Raw genomic sequence first — 16,987 nt, forward strand, 5'->3', positions numbered from 1 at the left:
CCCCCCCTCCCCCCCCCCCCCCCCCCCCCCCCCCCCCCCCCCCCCCCCCCCCCCCCCCCCCCCCCCCCCCCCCCCCCCCCCCCCCCCCCCCCCACCGGCGCATCCGCTTGAGTTCTCCCGCGGCGGGTCGCCGGACCGACGGCGGCCGCCTGGAACGGGAGATCGGGGGTGCCACTCGTGCGGATCGGACTGGTCACGGAAGGTGGTTATCCGTATGCGGCGGGCGAGGCGAGGCTCTGGTGCGACCGGCTCGTGCGCGGGCTGCCCCAGCACGAGTTCGAGCTCTACGCGCTGAGCCGCACGGCCCGGCAGGAGGAGAGCGGCCGGGTCACCCTCCCGCCGCACGTCACCCGCGTGCGCACCGCCCCGCTGTGGGCCCCCGCGGACGACGGGCGCACGTACGCCCGCCGCGAGCGCCGGCGCTTCGCCGAGTGCTTCGCCGAGCTGGTCCGGGGGATCTGCGCCGGGGACGCCGACGCCTTCGCCGCCGGACTGTACGGGCTCGCCGAACTCGCCCGCGACCAGGGCGGGATGTACGCGGCCCTGCGCTCCGAGACGGCCGTGCGGGCGGTCGAGTCCGGCTGCCGCGCCCCGGGCGCGGGCCGCGCCGCACAGGGCGCGCGGGTCCCCGACCTGCTGGAGTTCGTGGACGAACTGGAGCGCGCGCTGCGGCCGCTGTCCCTCGACTGGTACGAGGACGGGGGCCTCGGCCGGGCCGACGTCTGCCACGCCGCCGCCGGCGGGGTCGCGGCCGTCCCCGGACTGCTGGCCAAACGCTTCTTCGGGGTCCCGCTGCTGGTCACCGAGTACGGCGTCCAGCTCCGCGCCCACTACCTGGAACAGCGCGAGGACACCCGGCCCGCCGTACGCGCCCTGCTGGCCGCCTTCCACATCCGCCTCGCCGGGGAGATCTACGCCCGCGCCGACCTCCTCACCCCCGGCAACGCGCACGCCCGCCGCTGGCAGGAGCGCTGCGGGGCGCCCCGGGAGCGGCTGCGGACGGTCTACCCCGGCATGGAGGCGGACCGATTCGCCGCCGTCGGCGAGGACCCCGACCGGGGGGACCCCGACACCCTGGTGTGGGTCGGGCGGATCGAGCCGGCCAAGGACCTGATCGCCCTGCTGCACGCCTTCGCGGAGGTCCGCCGGGCCGCCCCGCACACCCGGCTGCGGATCTTCGCCTCGGCCGCCGCCCCCGGCTACCTGTCGGACTGCCGCTCGCTGGCCGCGCAGCTCTTCCCCGACGAGGCCGCCGACGCGCGGACCGTGGGGGAGAGCCCCGTCACCTTCGAGGAGATCGGCGGACCGGAGGCGGCCTCGCCGGCCGACGCGTACGGGGCCGGGCGGATCGTCCTGCTGTCCTCGGTTATCGAGGGCTTCCCCATCACCCTGGCCGAGGCCATGTTCTGCGGCCGGGCCACCGTCTCCACGGACGTGGGGGCCGTACGGGAGGTCATCGGCGGCACCGGGCTCGTCGTCCCGCCGCGCAACCCCCGGGCGCTGGCCGAGGCCTGCCTCGCCCTGCTGGAGGACCCCGAGCGGGCCCAGCGGCTGGGCGCGGCCGCCCGGGCCCGGGCGCTGGAGCTGTTCACCGTCGAGCAGAACGTGGAGGCCTTCGGGGAGAGCTACTTGCGGCTCCTGGCCGCCAGTTCCTCACGGGGGGCGGGGGACGTCCCCTTCGAGCGGCCCGCCGAGGCCATGGTCCCCGGGCCGTGGGTTGCCCATGCGGCCGAGCCGGTGCCGGCTTCGGAGGTGCGGGCATGACGACCTCGGACATCGCGGGTGCGGCGCCGTTGCCGGGGGCTCTGCCCCCGGCCCCCCGCGCCTCAAACGCCGGCGAGGCTGGATTTGGCGGACCCGGAGTCCCGGACGCCAGCGCCGTGTCCGCGCCGCCGGCGGGTGCGCGGCCGGCCGGGCCGGCCGACAGCCGTGGCGGGGCGGGGCCGCAGGCCGGGCGACGGCGGGGCGGGGATCCCGTCAAAGCGCTGCTGCACCGGCACCGGGAGCTCTGTGAGCGGGCCGTCGATCCGTTGGAGATCGCCGCCGGACTGGAGGCGCACGGGATCACCGACCGGACCGCCGCGCGGTTCCGGCACCGGGACGTGTTCACCCTCGCCGAGGAGCTGTACGCCCGGACCCCGCGCGGTGAGGCCCCCGACGCCGCGCCCGTGCGGCCCCCGGCCGGGACCCGGGCGGTGCGGGGGTTCGGGTACGCCCTGCTGCCCGGCGCCCTCGCCCTCGGGGCGGCCGCCGCCGGGATGCCGGGAGCCGGACCCCTCGCGGCGCTCCTCACCGCCGCCGCGCTGGTCTGGCCCGGGAGGAGCGCCGGGGGGCGCTTCCCCTACGCCGCCCACCTGCTGGCGGCGGCCGCCGTCGGCTGGGCCGTCCACCGGCACGGCCCGGCCCTCGGCGCCGCCCTCGCCCTGGCCGTCGCCCCCGGACACCTCGCCGCGGCCCTCTACGCCGCCCGGGCCCGCCGCCGGCTCGCCGGGAGCCGGGCCCTGGAGGACTTCGCCGCCGGGGCGCGGCCGCTGCTCGCCGGGATCCTCCTGCTGTTCGCCGCGGCCGCCACGGGGGCGGCCGCGGTCACGGCGGCAGCCCCGGGGACGGCGGTGCCGCTCGCGGTGCTGCTGTTCCTGGCCCGGCTGCTGCTGCGGCACGGCGCGCACCGCACGCCCGTCGCCGCCGCCCTCGCGCTCGCCCTGGTCCCGGACCCGGCGGCGGTCCTCGCCGCCGCGGCGGGACTCCTCGTACACGCCTTCCTCGCGCTGTCCCGTGCCTCCGCACACGCGCGTCACCGGCCCCACCGACACCAAGGAGAAACAGCATGACCGGCCAGCCAATCGACCAAGGGGTTGCGCGATGAGGGTGCTGCTGATCGGAGCCAACGGATACCTCGGCCGCTACGTCGCCGACCGGCTGCTCGCCGACCCGGCCGTGCAGCTCACCGCGCTCGGCCGCGGCGACGACGCCGACGTACGCTTCGACCTCGCCACCGGGAGCCCCGGCGCGCTCACCCGCTTCCTGGACGCCGTCCACCCGGGCGTCGTCATCAACTGCGCGGGCGCCACCCGCGGCGGAGCCCGCGAGCTGACCCGGCACAACACCGTCGCCGTCGCCACCATCTGCGAGTCGCTGCGCCGCAGCGGCTGCGGGGCCCGGCTCGTCCAGCTCGGCTGCGCCGCCGAGTACGGGCCCAGCCAGCCCGGCTCCTCCACGGCCGAGGACGCCGTCCCGAGACCCGGCGGACCGTACGGCGTCAGCAAACTCGCCGCCACCGAGCTGGTCCTCGGCTCCGGCCTGGACGCCGTCGTGCTCCGCGTGTTCTCGCCCGTCGGGCCCGGCACCCCGGCCGGCTCCCCGCTGGGCCGGCTCGCCGAGGCCATGCGGCGGGCCATGCAGTCCGGGGACGGCGAGCTCAAGCTCAGCGGCCTCGGGGTGCAGCGCGACTTCGTCGACGTACGGGACGTGGCGCGGGCCGTGCACGCGGCTTCCCTGTCCGCCGCCCAGGGGGTCGTGAACATCGGCACCGGCCGCGCCGTCCGGCTGCGCGACGCGGCGGCCGTCCTCGCCCGGGTCGCCGGCTACGGAGGCGCCCTCAACGAGCTGGACGTACCGCACGGCAACGACCGGCTCGGCCACGGCCACGGCGGCCGGCCGCAGGGCCTGGCCGCCATCGGCTCCCCCCGCTCCGAGGCCACCCCCGAGCAGCTCGCCGCGGCCCCCCAGCCGTACCCCTACCCCGACGGCTGCGGCGCCTGGCAGCAGGCCGACGTGCGCACCGCCCGGGACCGGCTCGGCTGGCGGCCCCGGATCAACCTGGAGGAGTCCCTCGCCGACATCTGGATGGAGGCGGCGTGCCGTATCTGACCACCCCGCCGGGGGCCACGGCGGCGGCCGCGACCGAGGCCGGCCGGCTCGGCCTGGGCATCCCCGGCTACGCGCACCCGCTCGTCGCCCCGGTGGAGTGGGCCGAGCTGACCCGCCCCGGGACCCCGCTGCACTGGGCGGTGCTCAACGTCGCCGACGGCCCCGGCGGCCGCCCCGACCCGCACTGCACCGAGGCGGCCGCGAAGCTGCGGGACGCGGGCGGGACGGTCCTCGGGCATCTCGCCATGCGGGACGGCTCCCGGTCCTTCGGGGAACTGCTCTCCGACGCGCACCGCTTCCGCGACTGGTACGGGATCGGCGGCTTCTACCTGGCCGGGGCCCCCGCCGGCCGGGCGGACCTGCCCTCCGTGCGCCGGGTGACCGACGCCCTGCGCGGGCTCGGCGAGGGCCTGCGGATCGTGCTGGGACACGGCACGCACCCCTACGAGGGCTACGTGGAGGCCGCCGACCAGCTGGTCACCTTCTCCGGGGCCTGGGCCGACTACCGCTGGTCGCAGGTGGCGGAGTGGACGGCGGACCACCCGCCGGAGCGGTTCTGCCACCTGGTCCACGGGGTGCCCCGCACCCACCTGGAGGAGGCGGTCCGCGTCGCCCGCTGGCAGGGCGCGGGAACCATCTGGTTCACCGACCGCCGGGGCACCCCGGACCGGGACCCCTGGGCGTCGATGCCCGCGTACTGGGACGAAATCGTCTCACGTATCGGACCGGGTGTCTCGGAATGAAGAAGGGCGTGGCAGTGTTACGGGAAGAACCAACGTTCAGACTTACCCATCTACGGAGTCCCCGTGTCGCTGCCACCCCTGGTAGAGCCAGCTGCTGAGCTCACCGTTGACGAGGTCCGTCGGTACTCCCGCCACCTGATCATCCCGGATGTCGGGATGGACGGCCAGAAGCGCCTGAAGAACGCCAAGGTGCTGGCCGTGGGCGCGGGCGGCCTCGGCTCGCCCGCCCTCATGTACCTGGCCGCGGCCGGCGTCGGCACCCTGGGCATCGTGGAGTTCGACGAGGTCGACGAGTCGAACCTGCAGCGCCAGATCATCCACAGCCAGTCGGACATCGGCCGCTCCAAGGCCGAGTCCGCCCGCGACAGCGTGCTGGGCATCAACCCGTACGTCAATGTGGTCCTCCACGAAGAGCGGCTCGAAGCCGACAACGTGATGGAGATCTTCAGCCAGTACGACCTCATCGTCGACGGCACGGACAACTTCGCCACGCGCTACCTGGTCAACGACGCCTGCGTGCTGCTCAACAAGCCGTACGTGTGGGGTTCGATCTACCGCTTCGACGGCCAGGCCTCCGTCTTCTGGTCCGAGCACGGCCCCTGCTACCGCTGCCTCTACCCGGAGCCCCCGCCGCCGGGCATGGTCCCGAGCTGCGCCGAGGGCGGCGTGCTGGGCGTGCTCTGCGCGTCCATCGGCTCGATCCAGGTCACCGAGGCCATCAAGGTCCTCACCGGCGTCGGCGAGCCGCTCGTCGGCCGCCTGATGATCTACGACGCCCTGGAGATGCAGTACCGCCAGGTCAAGGTCCGCAAGGACCCCGACTGCGCGGTCTGCGGTCCGAACGCGACCGTCACCGAGCTCATCGACTACGAGGCCTTCTGCGGCGTCGTCTCGGAGGAGGCCCAGGAGGCCGCCGCCGGCTCCACGATCACTCCCAAGCAGCTCAAGGAGTGGATCGACGACGGCGAGAACATCGAGATCATCGACGTCCGCGAGAAGAACGAGTACGAGATCGTCTCGATCCCCGGCGCGAAGCTGATCCCCAAGGGCGAGTTCCTGATGGGCACCGCCCTCCAGGACCTGCCGCAGGACAAGAAGATCGTCCTGCACTGCAAGACGGGTGTCCGCAGTGCGGAAGTCCTCGCGGTCCTGAAGTCCGCGGGCTTCGCCGACGCGGTGCACGTCGGCGGCGGCGTCATCGGCTGGGTCCACCAGATCGAGCCCGAGAAGCCGGTCTACTAGCAGTCCCCCGAGCAGTGACGTGAGGGGCCGTACCCGCCGGGCGGGTGCGGCCCCTTGCGCATGCCCGGCCCGGGTCAGGCCGCCGTGCAGACGGTCCCGGCGCCCGGTACCTTTCCGTCCAGCAGGTACGCGTTCACCGCGCCCTGCACGCACTTGTCGCCGCTGTTGTACGCGCCGTGCCCCTCGCCCTTGTACGTCAGCTCCACGCCCACGCCCTTGCCCAGCCGCTCGGCCATCGCGCGGGCGCCCTCGTACGGGGTCGCCGGGTCACCGGTGTTGCCGATCACCAGGATCGGGGCGGCGCCGGGCGCGGACACGTCCGGGGTCTGCCAGGCGCCGGCCACCGGCCAGTCGGTGCAGCTCAGCATCGCCCAGCCGAGGAAGTCCCCGAAGACGGGCGAGGCCTTGCGGAACTCCGGCAGCCGGGCCTTGGTCTCCTCCAGCGTGTAGCGCTCCTTGGAGTCGGCGCAGTTGATGGCGGTGTTGGCCGCGCCGATGTTGCTGTAGCGGCCGTTCTGGTCGCGGCCGTTGAGGGCGTCGGACAGGGCCATCAGCAGCTGCCCCTGACCGCCTTCGGCCTCGTCCAGGCCCTGTTCCAGCAGCGGCCACAGCTCCTTGGAGTAGAGGGCCTGGGCGATGCCGTTGGTCGCCTGGGACTCGGTGAGCTTCCGGTCGCCGATGCCGGGGATGGGTTTGGCGGCCAGGGCCTTCTGCAGCTTGATGATGTTGGCCTCGATCTCCTTGGCGGTGCTGCCCTGGATCCGGCACTGGTCGCCGCGGTTCACGCAGTCCTGGGCGAAGTTGCCGAGGGCCAGCTGGAAGCCCTTCGCCTGGCCCAGCGCGCCCTGTTCGGCGTCCTTGGTGGGGTCCACCACGGCGTCGAAGACCGCCCGGCCCACGTTCTTCGGGAACAGGTGGGCGTAGACCCCGCCGAGTTCGGTGCCGTAGGAGATCCCGAAGTAGTTGAGCTTCTCGTCGCCCAGGGCCTGGCGGATCCGGTCCAGGTCACGGGCGGCGTTCTCGGTGCCCACGTACGGGAGCACCTTGCCGGAGTTGGCCTTGCAGGCCTGCTGGTACGTGCGGATGCCCTCGACGAAGGCCTTCTCGTCCTCCGGGGTGGTGGGGGAGGAGTCCTGCGCGTAGTACGCGTCGAGCTGCTTGTCGTCCTCGCAGCGGACGGGGGCGCTGCGGCCGACCCCGCGCGGGTCGAAGCTGACCAGGTCGTACCGGGTGCGCAGGGCCTCGTACTCCTTGGCGGCGCCGGGCAGGGTGGAGATCCCGGAACCGCCGGGCCCGCCGAAGTTGAACACCAGTGAGCCGAGCCGCTTGGACTTGTCGCGGGCCTTCGCGCGGATCAGGGCGATGGGGATGGTCTCGCCCCCGGGTTCGGCGTAGTCGAGCGGTACGTCGAGGGTGGCGCACTGCCAGTCCTGGCCGGGAGCCTGCCCGCCGCCCTCGGCGGCCGTGGGGGCGTCGCAGTCGCCCCAGGACAGGGGTTTGGCCGGTTCGGCGGCTCCGGTGCCGGTTCTCTGCCCGCTGCTGCCGTCGCCGTCGGAACAGGCGCCGGTGGTGAGCAGTGCGGCGGCGAGCGCGGCGGCGGTGGTGGCCCGCAGGACGTTTCTCGGCATGCCCCCATCCTGTGGGCCCGCCCCCGGCGCCGCCCCCGCGCTGACCCGTTCGGGGGGCGGCGCCGTCAGGTACCGGTGGCGGCCCGCCGGGCGGCGGCGCGGCCGGTGGCGACGCAGGCGGCGACGCCCACGCCCTCGTACGCCGCCCCGCACAGGGCCAGGCCCGGGAGCTTCCCGGCGGCCTCGCGGATCCGGGCCACCCGGTCGAGGTGGCCGACGCCGTACTGGGGCAGGCCCCGGTCCCAGCGGATCACCCGGGCGGCGTGCGGGTCGCCCATCGGGCCTGCCGCCCGGCGGAGTTCGGCGGTCACCGTACGGATCAGGTGCCGGTCGGGGCGGTCGAGCAGACCCTCCTCGCCGAACCGGCCGACGGACGCGCGCACCACGAACTCCGCGGGTGCCGCGTCCCGCAGCCAGGCCCACTTGTTGGACAGGAACGACGCCGCCTTCAGCGTGTGCCCGTCCGCCGGCGGGACCAGGAAGCCGTTGCCCTCCGGGAGGGTCTGGGCCCGGCTGCGGGAGTACACCAGGGTGACGACCGCCGTCGAGGCGTACGGGACCCCGGCGAGCTCCTCCCGTGCGAGCGGCGAATGCGGCCGCAGCAGCTCCGCCGCCGCGAAGGCCGGCACCGCCAGGACCACGGCGTCGGCCTCCAGGGTCAGCGGGCCGTCGGCCGTCACCGCCGCCACCCGCCACCGGTCGCCCGGCAGCCGTTCCAGCGAGCGGGCCGCCGTCCCGGTGAGGATCCGCGCCCCCGAGGCCCGGGCCACCGCCCGCGGGAACAGGGCGGTGCCGCCGCTCACGCCCCGGACGGCAGCGGGCGCCGGGCCCGCCGCCCGTGCCGCGGCGGCCGCCCGCATCCGGCGCAGCGCCGGCAGCAGCGGCTCGCCCCGCTCCGCCAGGGCGGCGATCCGCGGCATCGCCGCGCGCAGCGAGAGCCGGTCGGCGCGGCCCGCGTACACCCCGCCGAGCAGCGGTTCCACCAGCCGGTCCACCGCCTCCGGGCCGAGGCGGGCGGCCAGGTACTCCGTCACCGAGCAGTCCCCGGTGACGGGCACGGCGGGCACGGTCTCCTCCCGCTCGACCCGGTCGAGGCCTTCCGCCGAGAGCAGCCCGGTGCCGGCCAGCGCCGCCGGGTCGGCGGGGATGCCCATGACGTGGCCCGGCGGCAGCGGGCGCAGCGCGCCGCCCGTCCAGACGGTGGCGGCCGCGCGGGCCGGGTCGCACAGGGCGTCGCCGAGCCCGACGGCCGAGGCCAGCTCCACGGCCTCCGGCCGCAGCGCCATCAGGGACTCCGCGCCCTCGTCGACGCGGATGCCGGCGAGGGTGCCCGTACGCAGCTTCCCGCCGATCCGGGGGCCGGCTTCCAGGACGGTGACGTCGGCCGCGCCCCGCAGTTCCCAGGCGGCGGCCAGACCGCTGATGCCGCCGCCCACGATGATCACCGAACGCACGGGGTGCTCCTTCCGGCGGCGCCCCCGGTCAGGTGCCGCAGTTCCTCCTGGTACGGGAAGCTGCCCGGCTCGTAGGCGCAGTACGGGTCCTCCGCGAGCACGTCCCCGGTGGTGCCGTACGCCCGCGAGCGCGAGCCCCCGCACACCGGCTTGAACTCGCAGGCCCCGCACCGGCCGCGCAGCAGTGCCGGGTCGCGCAGCGAGGTGAACAGCGGCGCCCGACGGTAGATCTCCGGCAGCGGGCGGTCCTTCACGCTGCCCGCCGACAGCGGCAGGAAGCCGCTGGGGTGCACCTCGCCGGTGTGCGAGACGAAGACGAAGCCGCGCCCCGACGAGACGTCCAGCGGGGGCCGGCGCGCCGGGCGCCGCTCCCCGTCGAAGAGCCCGAGCCGGCCGGCGCGGGCGTGCAGCCGCTCGTACAGGGGCCCCAGTACGGGCCGTTCGCCGCGGGCGTCGAGGACGGTCCGCTGGAGTACGACGCGGCGGAAGTGGTGGCCCTCGGTGGTCTTGGCGGCGAGGACCGCCCCGCAGTCGTAGAGGAAGTGCAGGACGTCCTCGGTCTCCGCCGCGGTCAGCGCCTCCAGCTGCTGTGCGCGCCCGGCCGGGACGAGGAGGAAGCCGGACCAGAGCATCGCGCCCTCGCGGCGGACCAGCGCGGCGATGTCGGCGAGGTCGTCCAGGCTGCGGCGGCTGACGGTGGTGTTGACCTGCACCTTGAGGCCGATGTCGCGGGCGGCCCGCCAGCCCTCCAGGGTCCGCTCCCAGACCCCGGGGACGCCCCGGAAGGAGTCGTGCCGCTCGGGGGTGGAGCCGTCCAGGGAGAGCGAGAGCGCCACCGCGCCGGCGTCGCGCACGGCCAGCAGGTTCTCCCGGGTGAGGGTGGGCGTGCCGGAGGGGGAGACGGCGACGCGCAGGCCCAGGGAGGTGCCGTACGCGATGAGCCCGGTGAGGTCGGGGCGCTGGAAGGGGTCGCCGCCGGTGATCACGAAGAGTCCCCCTGGGCCTGGCGGCCCGGGAGGTGCCCCCAGTGCGGGCCTGCCGAAGGCGGCGGTCTGGTCCATCACCCGGCGGGCGCCGGCCCCGTCCAGCTCGCGGGGGTCGCGGGCGGTCCGCGCCTCGGCCCGGCAGTGCAGGCAGGCCAGCGCGCAGGCCCGGGTGGCCTCCCAGATGACGAGGAAGGGGCGTTCGGCGACGTCGTGGCGGGGGGTGCGGACGACTGCGCGCGCGGTGCGGGCGGTCATGACACCCGCTCCCAGCCGCGCCGGTCCGGACGGTTGGAGGTCAGCTCCGGGTCCCGCTTGCGGTAGACCACGAACGGCCGGAACAGGTACTTCAGCGGGGCGGAGAACATGTGGACCAGCCGCGAGTACGGGATCAGCGCGAAGAGGGCGAAGCCGAAGACGACGTGCAGCTTGAAGGCGAGGGGGGCGCCGGCCATCAGGTGGTAGTCGGGGGAGAGGGCGAACAGGCTACGGAACCAGACCGAGATGCCCTCGCGGTAGTTGTAGCCACCGGTCTGCCCGGTGGAGTTCAGGACGGTGGCCGTCAGCCCCAGCAGCATCGCGCCCAGCAGGACCGTGTACATCAGGTGGTCGCTGCGCAGGGTGGCCCGGCGTACGGCGGGCACCTTGAGCCGCCGGTAGACGAGGATCCCGATGCCGGCGGCGGCCGCGACGCCCGCGACGGCGCCGGTGGAGACGGCCAGCAGGTGGTAGGCGTGGTCGCTCAGCCCGAGCGCGTCGGTCCACTCCATCGGCACCAGCAGGCCCACCACGTGGCCGAGGACCACGAAGAGCATGCCGAAGTGGAAGAGGGGGGAGCCGATCCGCAGCAGCCGAGACTCGTACAGCTGGGAGGAGCGGGTGGTCCAGCCGAAGGCGTCGTAGCGGGCGCGCCAGACCGTGCCGGCCACGAGCAGGGCGATCGAGACGTACGGCAGCACGCCCCACAGGATGAGGTCCATCAGGCCGTCTTCCTTTCCGGGGAGGTGGGCCACGGGAGGTCCACGGGCCGGTCGATTCCCGGGCCGAAGGGTTCGAGCGGGGAGCCGGCGCCCACCAGCTCCTGCGGGGGACCGCTCCGCGCGAGGGCCTTCGCCTCGGCCTTCGTCGCGGGCGAGGGCCCGGGCAGGGTCGTGCAGACGGCCTCCAGCACCCGGGCGTACGGGCTGGCGGACTCGGCGAGGGCGAGCCGCAGCAGCTCCAGCCCGGCCCGGTGCTCCTGGAGCAGCTCGGTGCCGGCCTCCTCGCGCAGCGCGGCGAACTCCAGGGCGGCGGGCAGGAAGTCGGGCAGCTCCTCGCCCGCGTACTCCAGCCCGAAGTCCCGGTAGATCCGCTTCAGCCGTACGAGGGACAGCCCGCGCCGGCGCGTGTCGCCGTCGGTCCACCAGGTCAGGTAGAGGCAGCGCCGGTTGCGGGTGTCGAAGGTGGAGGTGTACCGCTCGCACAGGCCGATCGGGGTCATCCCCTCGGCCTCGTCGAGGAACGCGCCGAGCAGCGCGGCCGGTTCGGCGGGCGCCCCGGCGAGGGCGGCGCGCAGCCGGGGGAGTTCGTCGTGGAAGCGGTCGCCCGGGTACTGCAGGACGCAGCCCGCGACGAGGCGTACGAGGGCGTCGGGGGTCACGAGCTCCTCCTGGTGGGGCTGAGGTTGAGCATCAGGCGGGGCTTCCCGGGCCGCTCCCCGACGGGGCACTGCGCGTCCAGCGGGTGCGAGGCGGCGAGGGCGTCGGCGTCGGCGCGGGCCGCCGTCGGGATGACGAAGCGGTCTTCGAGCTTGGCGACGGCCAGGAGCCGGAACATGTCCTCCATCTCGGCGCCGGTCAGGCCGACGGTGGCGGCGATCGACTCGTCCCGCTCCTCACCGAGGTTGATCCTCCGCATGTAGGCGCGCATCGCGGCCATCCGGTGCAGCACGGCCTCCACGACGTGGGTGTCGCCGGCCGTGAGGACCTCCGCGAGGTACTCCACGGGGATCCGCAGGGCGTCGATGGCGCCGAAGAGGTTCCCGGCGTCCTCGCCGTCGCTGCCGGTGGCGGCGACCGCCTCGACGACGGGGGAGAGCGGGGGCACGTACCAGACCATCGGCACGGTCCGGTACTCCGGGTGGAGGGGCAGGGCGACCTGGTAGGTGGCGATCAGGTCGTACACGGGGGAGCGCTGCGCGGCCTCGATCCACTCCCGGGTCAGGCCGGCCGCGCGGGCGGCGGCGACCACGGCCGGGTCGTGCGGGTCGAGGAAGCACTCCAGCTGGGCCGGGTAGAGGTCGTGCTCGTCCTCGACGGCGGCGGCCCCGGCGACCTTGTCGGCGTCGTAGAGCATGACGCCGAGGTAGCGCATCCGGCCCACGCAGGTCTCCGAGCAGACGGTGGGCATGCCGACCTCGACGCGCGGGAAGCAGAACGTGCACTTCTCCGCCTTGCCGGTGCGGTGGTTGAAGTACACCTTCTTGTACGGGCACCCGGTCACGCACATGCGCCAGCCGCGGCAGCGGTCCTGGTCGACGAGGACGATGCCGTCCTCCTCCCGCTTGTACAGGGCGCCCGAGGGGCAGGAGGAGACGCACGCCGGGTTGAGGCAGTGCTCGCAGATCCGGGGGAGGTAGAACATGAAGCTCTGCTCGAACTCGAAGCGGATCTTCTCCCCGACCTCCTCGCGGATCTTCTCCACGACCGGGTCCTTCGGCGCGTGGGCGGGGGCGCCGCCGAGGTTGTCGTCCCAGTTGGGGCCCCAGGCGATGGTGTCCAGGGGCTCGCCGGTGAGCTGGGAGACGGGCCGGGCGGTGGGCAGGTCGTCGCCCGCCGGGGCGTCGGTGAGGTTCTTGTACTCGTAGCTCCAGGGCTGGTAGTAGTCGTCGATCTCCGGCAGCTCCGGGTTCGCGAAGATCTTGCCGAGCTTGGCGAGGCGGCCGCCCGCCCGCAGGCGCAGCCGGCCGGAGCGGGTGCGCTCCCAGCCGCCCTTCCACTTCTCCTGGTCCTCCCAGCGGCGCGGGTAGCCCTGGCCGGGGAGGGTCTCGACGTTGTTGAACCAGACGTACTCGGTGCCCTGCCGGTTGGTCCACGCCTGCTTGCAGGTGACCGAACAGGTGTGGCAGCCGATGCACTTGTCGAGGTTCATGACCATCGCGACCTGCGCCATGACCTTCATCTAGAACTCCACCTTCTGGTCGCGGCGGCGGATGACCGTCACCTCGTCGCGCTGGTTGCCGGTCGGGCCCAGGTAGTTGAAGGCCCAGGTCAGCTGGGCGTAGCCGCCGATGAGGTGGGTGGGCTTGAGCATCACCCGGGTCAGCGAGTTGTGGATGCCGCCGCGGCGGCCCGTCTTCTCGGTCTTGGGCACGCCGACCGTGCGCTCCTGCGCGTGGTTCATGTAGACGGTGCCGGGCGGCATCTTGTGGGAGACGATCGCGCGGGCGGTGACCACGCCGTTGCGGTTGACGGCCTCGATCCAGTCGTTGTCGGCGACCCCGATCGCCTCGGCGTCCTGCGGGGACATCCACACCGTCTGCCCGCCGCGCCCCAGCGTCATCATGTACAGGTTGTCCTGGTACTGGCTGTGGATCGCCCACTTGTTGTGCGGGGTCAGGTAGCGGACGGCCACCGACTTCTGGTCGACGGTGCCCAGTTCGGGCTCCCCGTACAGGGTGTGCATGTTCAGCGGCGGCTTGTAGACGGGCAGTGACTCCCCGACCTCGTGCAGCCAGTCGTGGTCGATGAAGAAGTGCTGGCGGCCGGTGAGGGTGTGCCAGGGCTTGAGGTGCTCGGTGTTGACGGTGAAGGCGGTGTAGCGGCGCCCGCCCGACTCCGAGCCCGACCACTCAGGCGAGGTGATCACCGGGACCGGGCGGGCCTGGGTGTCGGCGAAGGAGATCCGCTTGCCCTCCGCCTCGGCGGCCAGGTGGGCCATGTGCGTGCCCACCTTCCTCTCCAGGGTCTCGAAGCCCTGGGTGGCGAGCCGGCCGTTGCTCGTCCCGGAGAGGGCGAGGATCGCCTCGCAGGCCCGCCGCGCGGTGTCCAGCCGGGGACGGCCGTCCCCGGCCCCACCCCTGACCAGGCCGTTCTTCTGGCCGAGGTAGGCGACCTCCTCGGCCACGTCGAAGGTGATCGCCTTCGTGGTCACGCCGAGCCGGTCGACCAGCGGGCCGAGCGCGGAGAACTTCTCGCCCACCGCCCCGTAGTCCCGCTCGACCACCGTCAGGCCGTACATCGTCCGGCCCGGTACGGGCTCGCACTCGCCCTTCGACCAGTCCAGCGCCACCCCGCCCGGCTGGGCCATCTCGCCGCCCGGGGTGTCGTGCTGGAGGGCGGTCGCCACCAGGTCACGGCGTACGCCGAGGTGGGTGGCGGCGAGCTCGCCGAAGCGCTCGGCGAGGCCGCGGAAGGCGTCGTAGTCGGAGCGGGCCTGCCAGGGCGGGTCCACGGCCGGGGTGAAGGCGTGCAGGAAGGGGTGCATGTCCGTGGAGGACAGGTCGTGCTTCTCGTACCAGGTGGCGGCCGGCAGGACCACGTCCGACAGCAGCGTCGTGGACGTCATCCGGAAGTCCATCGACATCAGCAGGTCGAGCTTCCCCTCCACGTCCTCCTCCCGGTACGCCACGTCCCTGGGCGTGCAGCGCGGGCCGTCGTCGGGGAGGTTGGAGTGCGTGCCGAGCAGGTGCTTGAGGAAGTACTCGTTGCCCTTGGAGCTGGAGCCGAGGAGGTTGGCCCGCCACACGTTCAGCACCCGCGGCCAGTTGCGCGGGTCGTCGGGGTCCTCGCCGGCGAAGCCGAGCGTGCCCTCCTCCAGCGCGCGCACCGCGTCCGCCACCGGGTCGGTGCCCTCGCCCAGCTCCAGGGGGTTGCGGTCGAAGGTCGGGTACGAGGGCATCCAGCCCATCCGGGCGCTCGCGGCCAGGCAGTCCGCGCCGCTCATGCCCTCGAAGGCGCCCTCGGCGAGCGGGGAGGCCAGGGCCTGGGCCGGGAGGGTGTCGTAGCGCCACTGGCCGGTGTGCAGGTAGAACCAGGCGGCGCCGATCATCTGGCGCGGCGGGCGCGACCAGTCGGAGGCCGCGGCGAGGGTGGCCCAGCCGGTGACCGGGCGGCACTTCTCCTGGCCGACGTAGTGGCCCCAGCCGCCGCCGTTGCGGCCCTGGCAGCCGGTGAGGGTGAGCAGGGCGAGGAAGGAGCGGTAGATGGTCTCCGAGTGGAACCAGTGGTTGGTGCCGGCCCCCATCAGGATCATGCAGCGGCCCTGCGAAGCCTCGGCCGTCTCGGCGAACTCCCGCGCCACCCGGGCCGCCTGCGCGGCGGGCACCGAGGTCAGCGACTCCTGCCAGCCGGGGGTGCCGGGCTGGGAGGCGTCCTCGTAGCCCGCGGGCCACTCGCCGGGGAGGCCCGCGCGGGCCACCCCGTACTGGGCGAGCATCAGGTCGAAGACGGTGGTCACGAGCTTCCCGCCGATGCGCTGCACGGGCACCCCGCGGCGCACGGTGCCGCCCTGCCCGCCGTCCTGCCCGTCGCCTTGCCCGCCGCCCTGCTCGTCGTCCTCGAAGCGGGGGAGCACGATCTCGGCGCTCTCCCCCTCCCCGAGCAGCGTCAGCCGGGGCACGGTGGTGCCGAGGTCCAGGTTCCACTCCGGGGTCTCGTTCCTGCCCCAGCGGTGCCCGAGGGTGCCGTTGGGGACGACGGGCTCGCCGGTGGCGTCGTCGACCAGGACGGTCTTCCACTGGGCGTTCTCGGTGTCCTGCCCGAGATCGGCGGCGGTGACGAACTTTCCCGGGACCAGCCCGTGCTCCGTTTCCCGCAGCGAGACCAGGAAAGGCAGGTCCGTGTACCGGCGGACGTAATCCGTGAAGAAAGGGGTCTCCTTCTCCACGAAGAATTCCTTCAGGATGACGTGCCCCATCGCGATGGCCAGCGCACCGTCCGTACCCGGGTGCGGATGCATCCACTCGTCGGCGAATTTCGTGTTGTCCGCGAAATCCGGGGAAACCGTCACGACCTTCTGCCCGCGGTAGCGGGCCTCGGCCATCCAGTGCGCGTCGGGGGTACGGGTGACCGGGACGTTCGAACCCCACATCATCAGGTAGGCCGCGTCCCACCAGTCCCCGGACTCCGGCACGTCGGTCTGGTCCCCGAACACCTGCGGCGAGGCCACCGGCAGGTCCGCGTACCAGTCGTAGAAGCTCAGCATCGGTGCGCCGATGAGGGAGTGGAAACGGGCCCCGGCGGCGTGCGAGGCCATCGACATCGCCGGGATCGGCGAGAAGCCGGCCACCCGGTCCGGCCCGTGCTCCTTGACGGTGTGCACGTGCGCGGCGGCGGTGATCTCCAGCGCCTCCTCCCAGGTGGCCCGCACCAGCCCGCCCTTGCCGCGCGCCCGCTGGTAGCGGCGGCGGCGCTCCGGGTCGCCCTGCACGTCGGCCCAGGCGAGCACCGGGTCGCCGAGCCGCTCCTTGGCCTCGCGGTACATCTCCAGCAGCACGCCGCGCACGTACGGGTAGCGCACCCGGGTGGGGGAGTAGGAGTACCAGGAGAACGAGGCACCGCGCGGGCAGCCGCGGGGCTCGTACTCGGGGCGGTCGGGGCCGACGGAGGGGTAGTCGGTGGCCTGGGTCTCCCAGGTGATGATCCCGTCCTTGACGAACACCTTCCACCGGCAGGAACCGGTGCAGTTCACGCCGTGGGTGGAGTGGACCACCTTGTCGTGGCTCCACCGGTCCCGGTAGAAGGCCTCGGCGGCCCGGCCGCCGGTCCGGTGCACCGTGCGCAGGTCGTCGGAGACTTCGGCGCGGGTGAAGAAACCGCCCGCCCGGACGAGCGAATCGACGGCTGAATCGACGGCTGAATCGATGGAATCACGCGCGTTCAAGGTGACCCTCCAGGCGACCGGAAACGGAGTGGGCGGGGCAGCCGCGGGGAAAGCGGACCACTCGTCGACGCTACGCCGCCCGCAAAGGCCCGGCGGGCGGCAAAGGTCCCGGGGGTGGGTGACCAACTTCCGGTTTTCCGCAGGCCGACCGTCCGGAAGTCGGCGGAATCAAATCACGCGGAAAAATTCCACTTTGCATTCATGGA

12 protein-coding genes are annotated in these 16,987 nt (G+C 74.0%); 5 read left to right on the forward strand and 7 right to left on the reverse strand.

Translation table 11 applies throughout. The annotated features are described in order from the left end of the window. Window positions 1-177: 177 nt before the first annotated feature. The 5 genes from AC07A6_RS23980 (at window position 178) to moeZ (ending at window position 5,855) form a co-directional block, all read left to right on the forward strand. Complete coding sequence (locus tag AC07A6_RS23980; RefSeq protein ID WP_478778458.1) at window positions 178-1,764, forward strand: DUF3492 domain-containing protein; 1,587 nt, start codon at window positions 178-180, stop codon at window positions 1,762-1,764. A gap of 116 nt (window positions 1,765-1,880) precedes the next feature. Continuing rightward, window positions 1,881-2,831: a hypothetical protein gene (locus tag AC07A6_RS23985; RefSeq protein ID WP_478778459.1), complete on the forward strand. Its 951-nt coding sequence runs from the start codon at window positions 1,881-1,883 to the stop codon at window positions 2,829-2,831. Window positions 2,832-2,862: 31 nt separating this feature from the next. Then, entirely contained in the window at window positions 2,863-3,870 is a 1,008-nt protein-coding gene (locus AC07A6_RS23990) for an SDR family oxidoreductase (protein WP_362467377.1), read from the forward strand. Beyond that, complete coding sequence (locus tag AC07A6_RS23995) at window positions 3,858-4,613, forward strand: spherulation-specific family 4 protein (protein ID WP_478778460.1); 756 nt, start codon at window positions 3,858-3,860, stop codon at window positions 4,611-4,613. Before AC07A6_RS23990 ends, AC07A6_RS23995 begins: the two co-directional genes overlap by 13 nt. A 63-nt stretch (window positions 4,614-4,676) precedes the next feature. Beyond that, window positions 4,677-5,855: an adenylyltransferase/sulfurtransferase MoeZ gene (moeZ, locus tag AC07A6_RS24000; RefSeq protein ID WP_007266387.1), complete on the forward strand. Its 1,179-nt coding sequence runs from the start codon at window positions 4,677-4,679 to the stop codon at window positions 5,853-5,855. A gap of 74 nt (window positions 5,856-5,929) precedes the next feature. Here moeZ and AC07A6_RS24005 read toward each other — a convergent pair whose 3' ends face one another. The 7 genes from AC07A6_RS24005 to AC07A6_RS24035 form a co-directional block, all read right to left on the reverse strand. Further along, window positions 5,930-7,483, reverse strand: coding sequence for an alpha/beta hydrolase (locus AC07A6_RS24005; RefSeq protein ID WP_478778461.1), 1,554 nt, complete (start codon window positions 7,481-7,483; stop codon window positions 5,930-5,932). Between the two features lie 65 nt (window positions 7,484-7,548). Continuing rightward, window positions 7,549-8,937, reverse strand: a complete 1,389-nt coding sequence (hemG, locus tag AC07A6_RS24010) for a protoporphyrinogen oxidase (RefSeq protein WP_478778462.1) — start codon at window positions 8,935-8,937, stop codon at window positions 7,549-7,551. Next, a complete protein-coding gene (locus AC07A6_RS24015) occupies window positions 8,925-10,178 on the reverse strand; it encodes a TIGR04053 family radical SAM/SPASM domain-containing protein (protein ID WP_478778463.1) in 1,254 nt (417 codons plus the stop codon). The genes hemG and AC07A6_RS24015 overlap by 13 nt, the downstream gene beginning before the upstream one ends. Beyond that, complete coding sequence (gene narI, locus AC07A6_RS24020) at window positions 10,175-10,900, reverse strand: respiratory nitrate reductase subunit gamma (RefSeq protein ID WP_362467370.1); 726 nt, start codon at window positions 10,898-10,900, stop codon at window positions 10,175-10,177. Before narI ends, AC07A6_RS24015 begins: the two co-directional genes overlap by 4 nt. Then, complete coding sequence (gene narJ, locus AC07A6_RS24025; protein ID WP_478778464.1) at window positions 10,900-11,559, reverse strand: nitrate reductase molybdenum cofactor assembly chaperone; 660 nt, start codon at window positions 11,557-11,559, stop codon at window positions 10,900-10,902. Before narJ ends, narI begins: the two co-directional genes overlap by 1 nt. Continuing rightward, the gene (gene narH, locus AC07A6_RS24030) at window positions 11,556-13,079 is read right to left on the reverse strand and encodes a nitrate reductase subunit beta (RefSeq protein ID WP_478778465.1); all 1,524 of its coding nucleotides are present in this window, start codon (window positions 13,077-13,079) and stop codon (window positions 11,556-11,558) included. Before narH ends, narJ begins: the two co-directional genes overlap by 4 nt. Beyond that, on the reverse strand, window positions 13,080-16,781 hold the full coding sequence (locus AC07A6_RS24035) for a nitrate reductase subunit alpha (RefSeq protein ID WP_478778466.1): 3,702 nt from the start codon (window positions 16,779-16,781) through the stop codon (window positions 13,080-13,082). Between the last annotated feature and the right edge of the window lie 206 nt (window positions 16,782-16,987).

Source organism: Streptomyces sp. NPDC044002 (assembly GCF_056434525.1).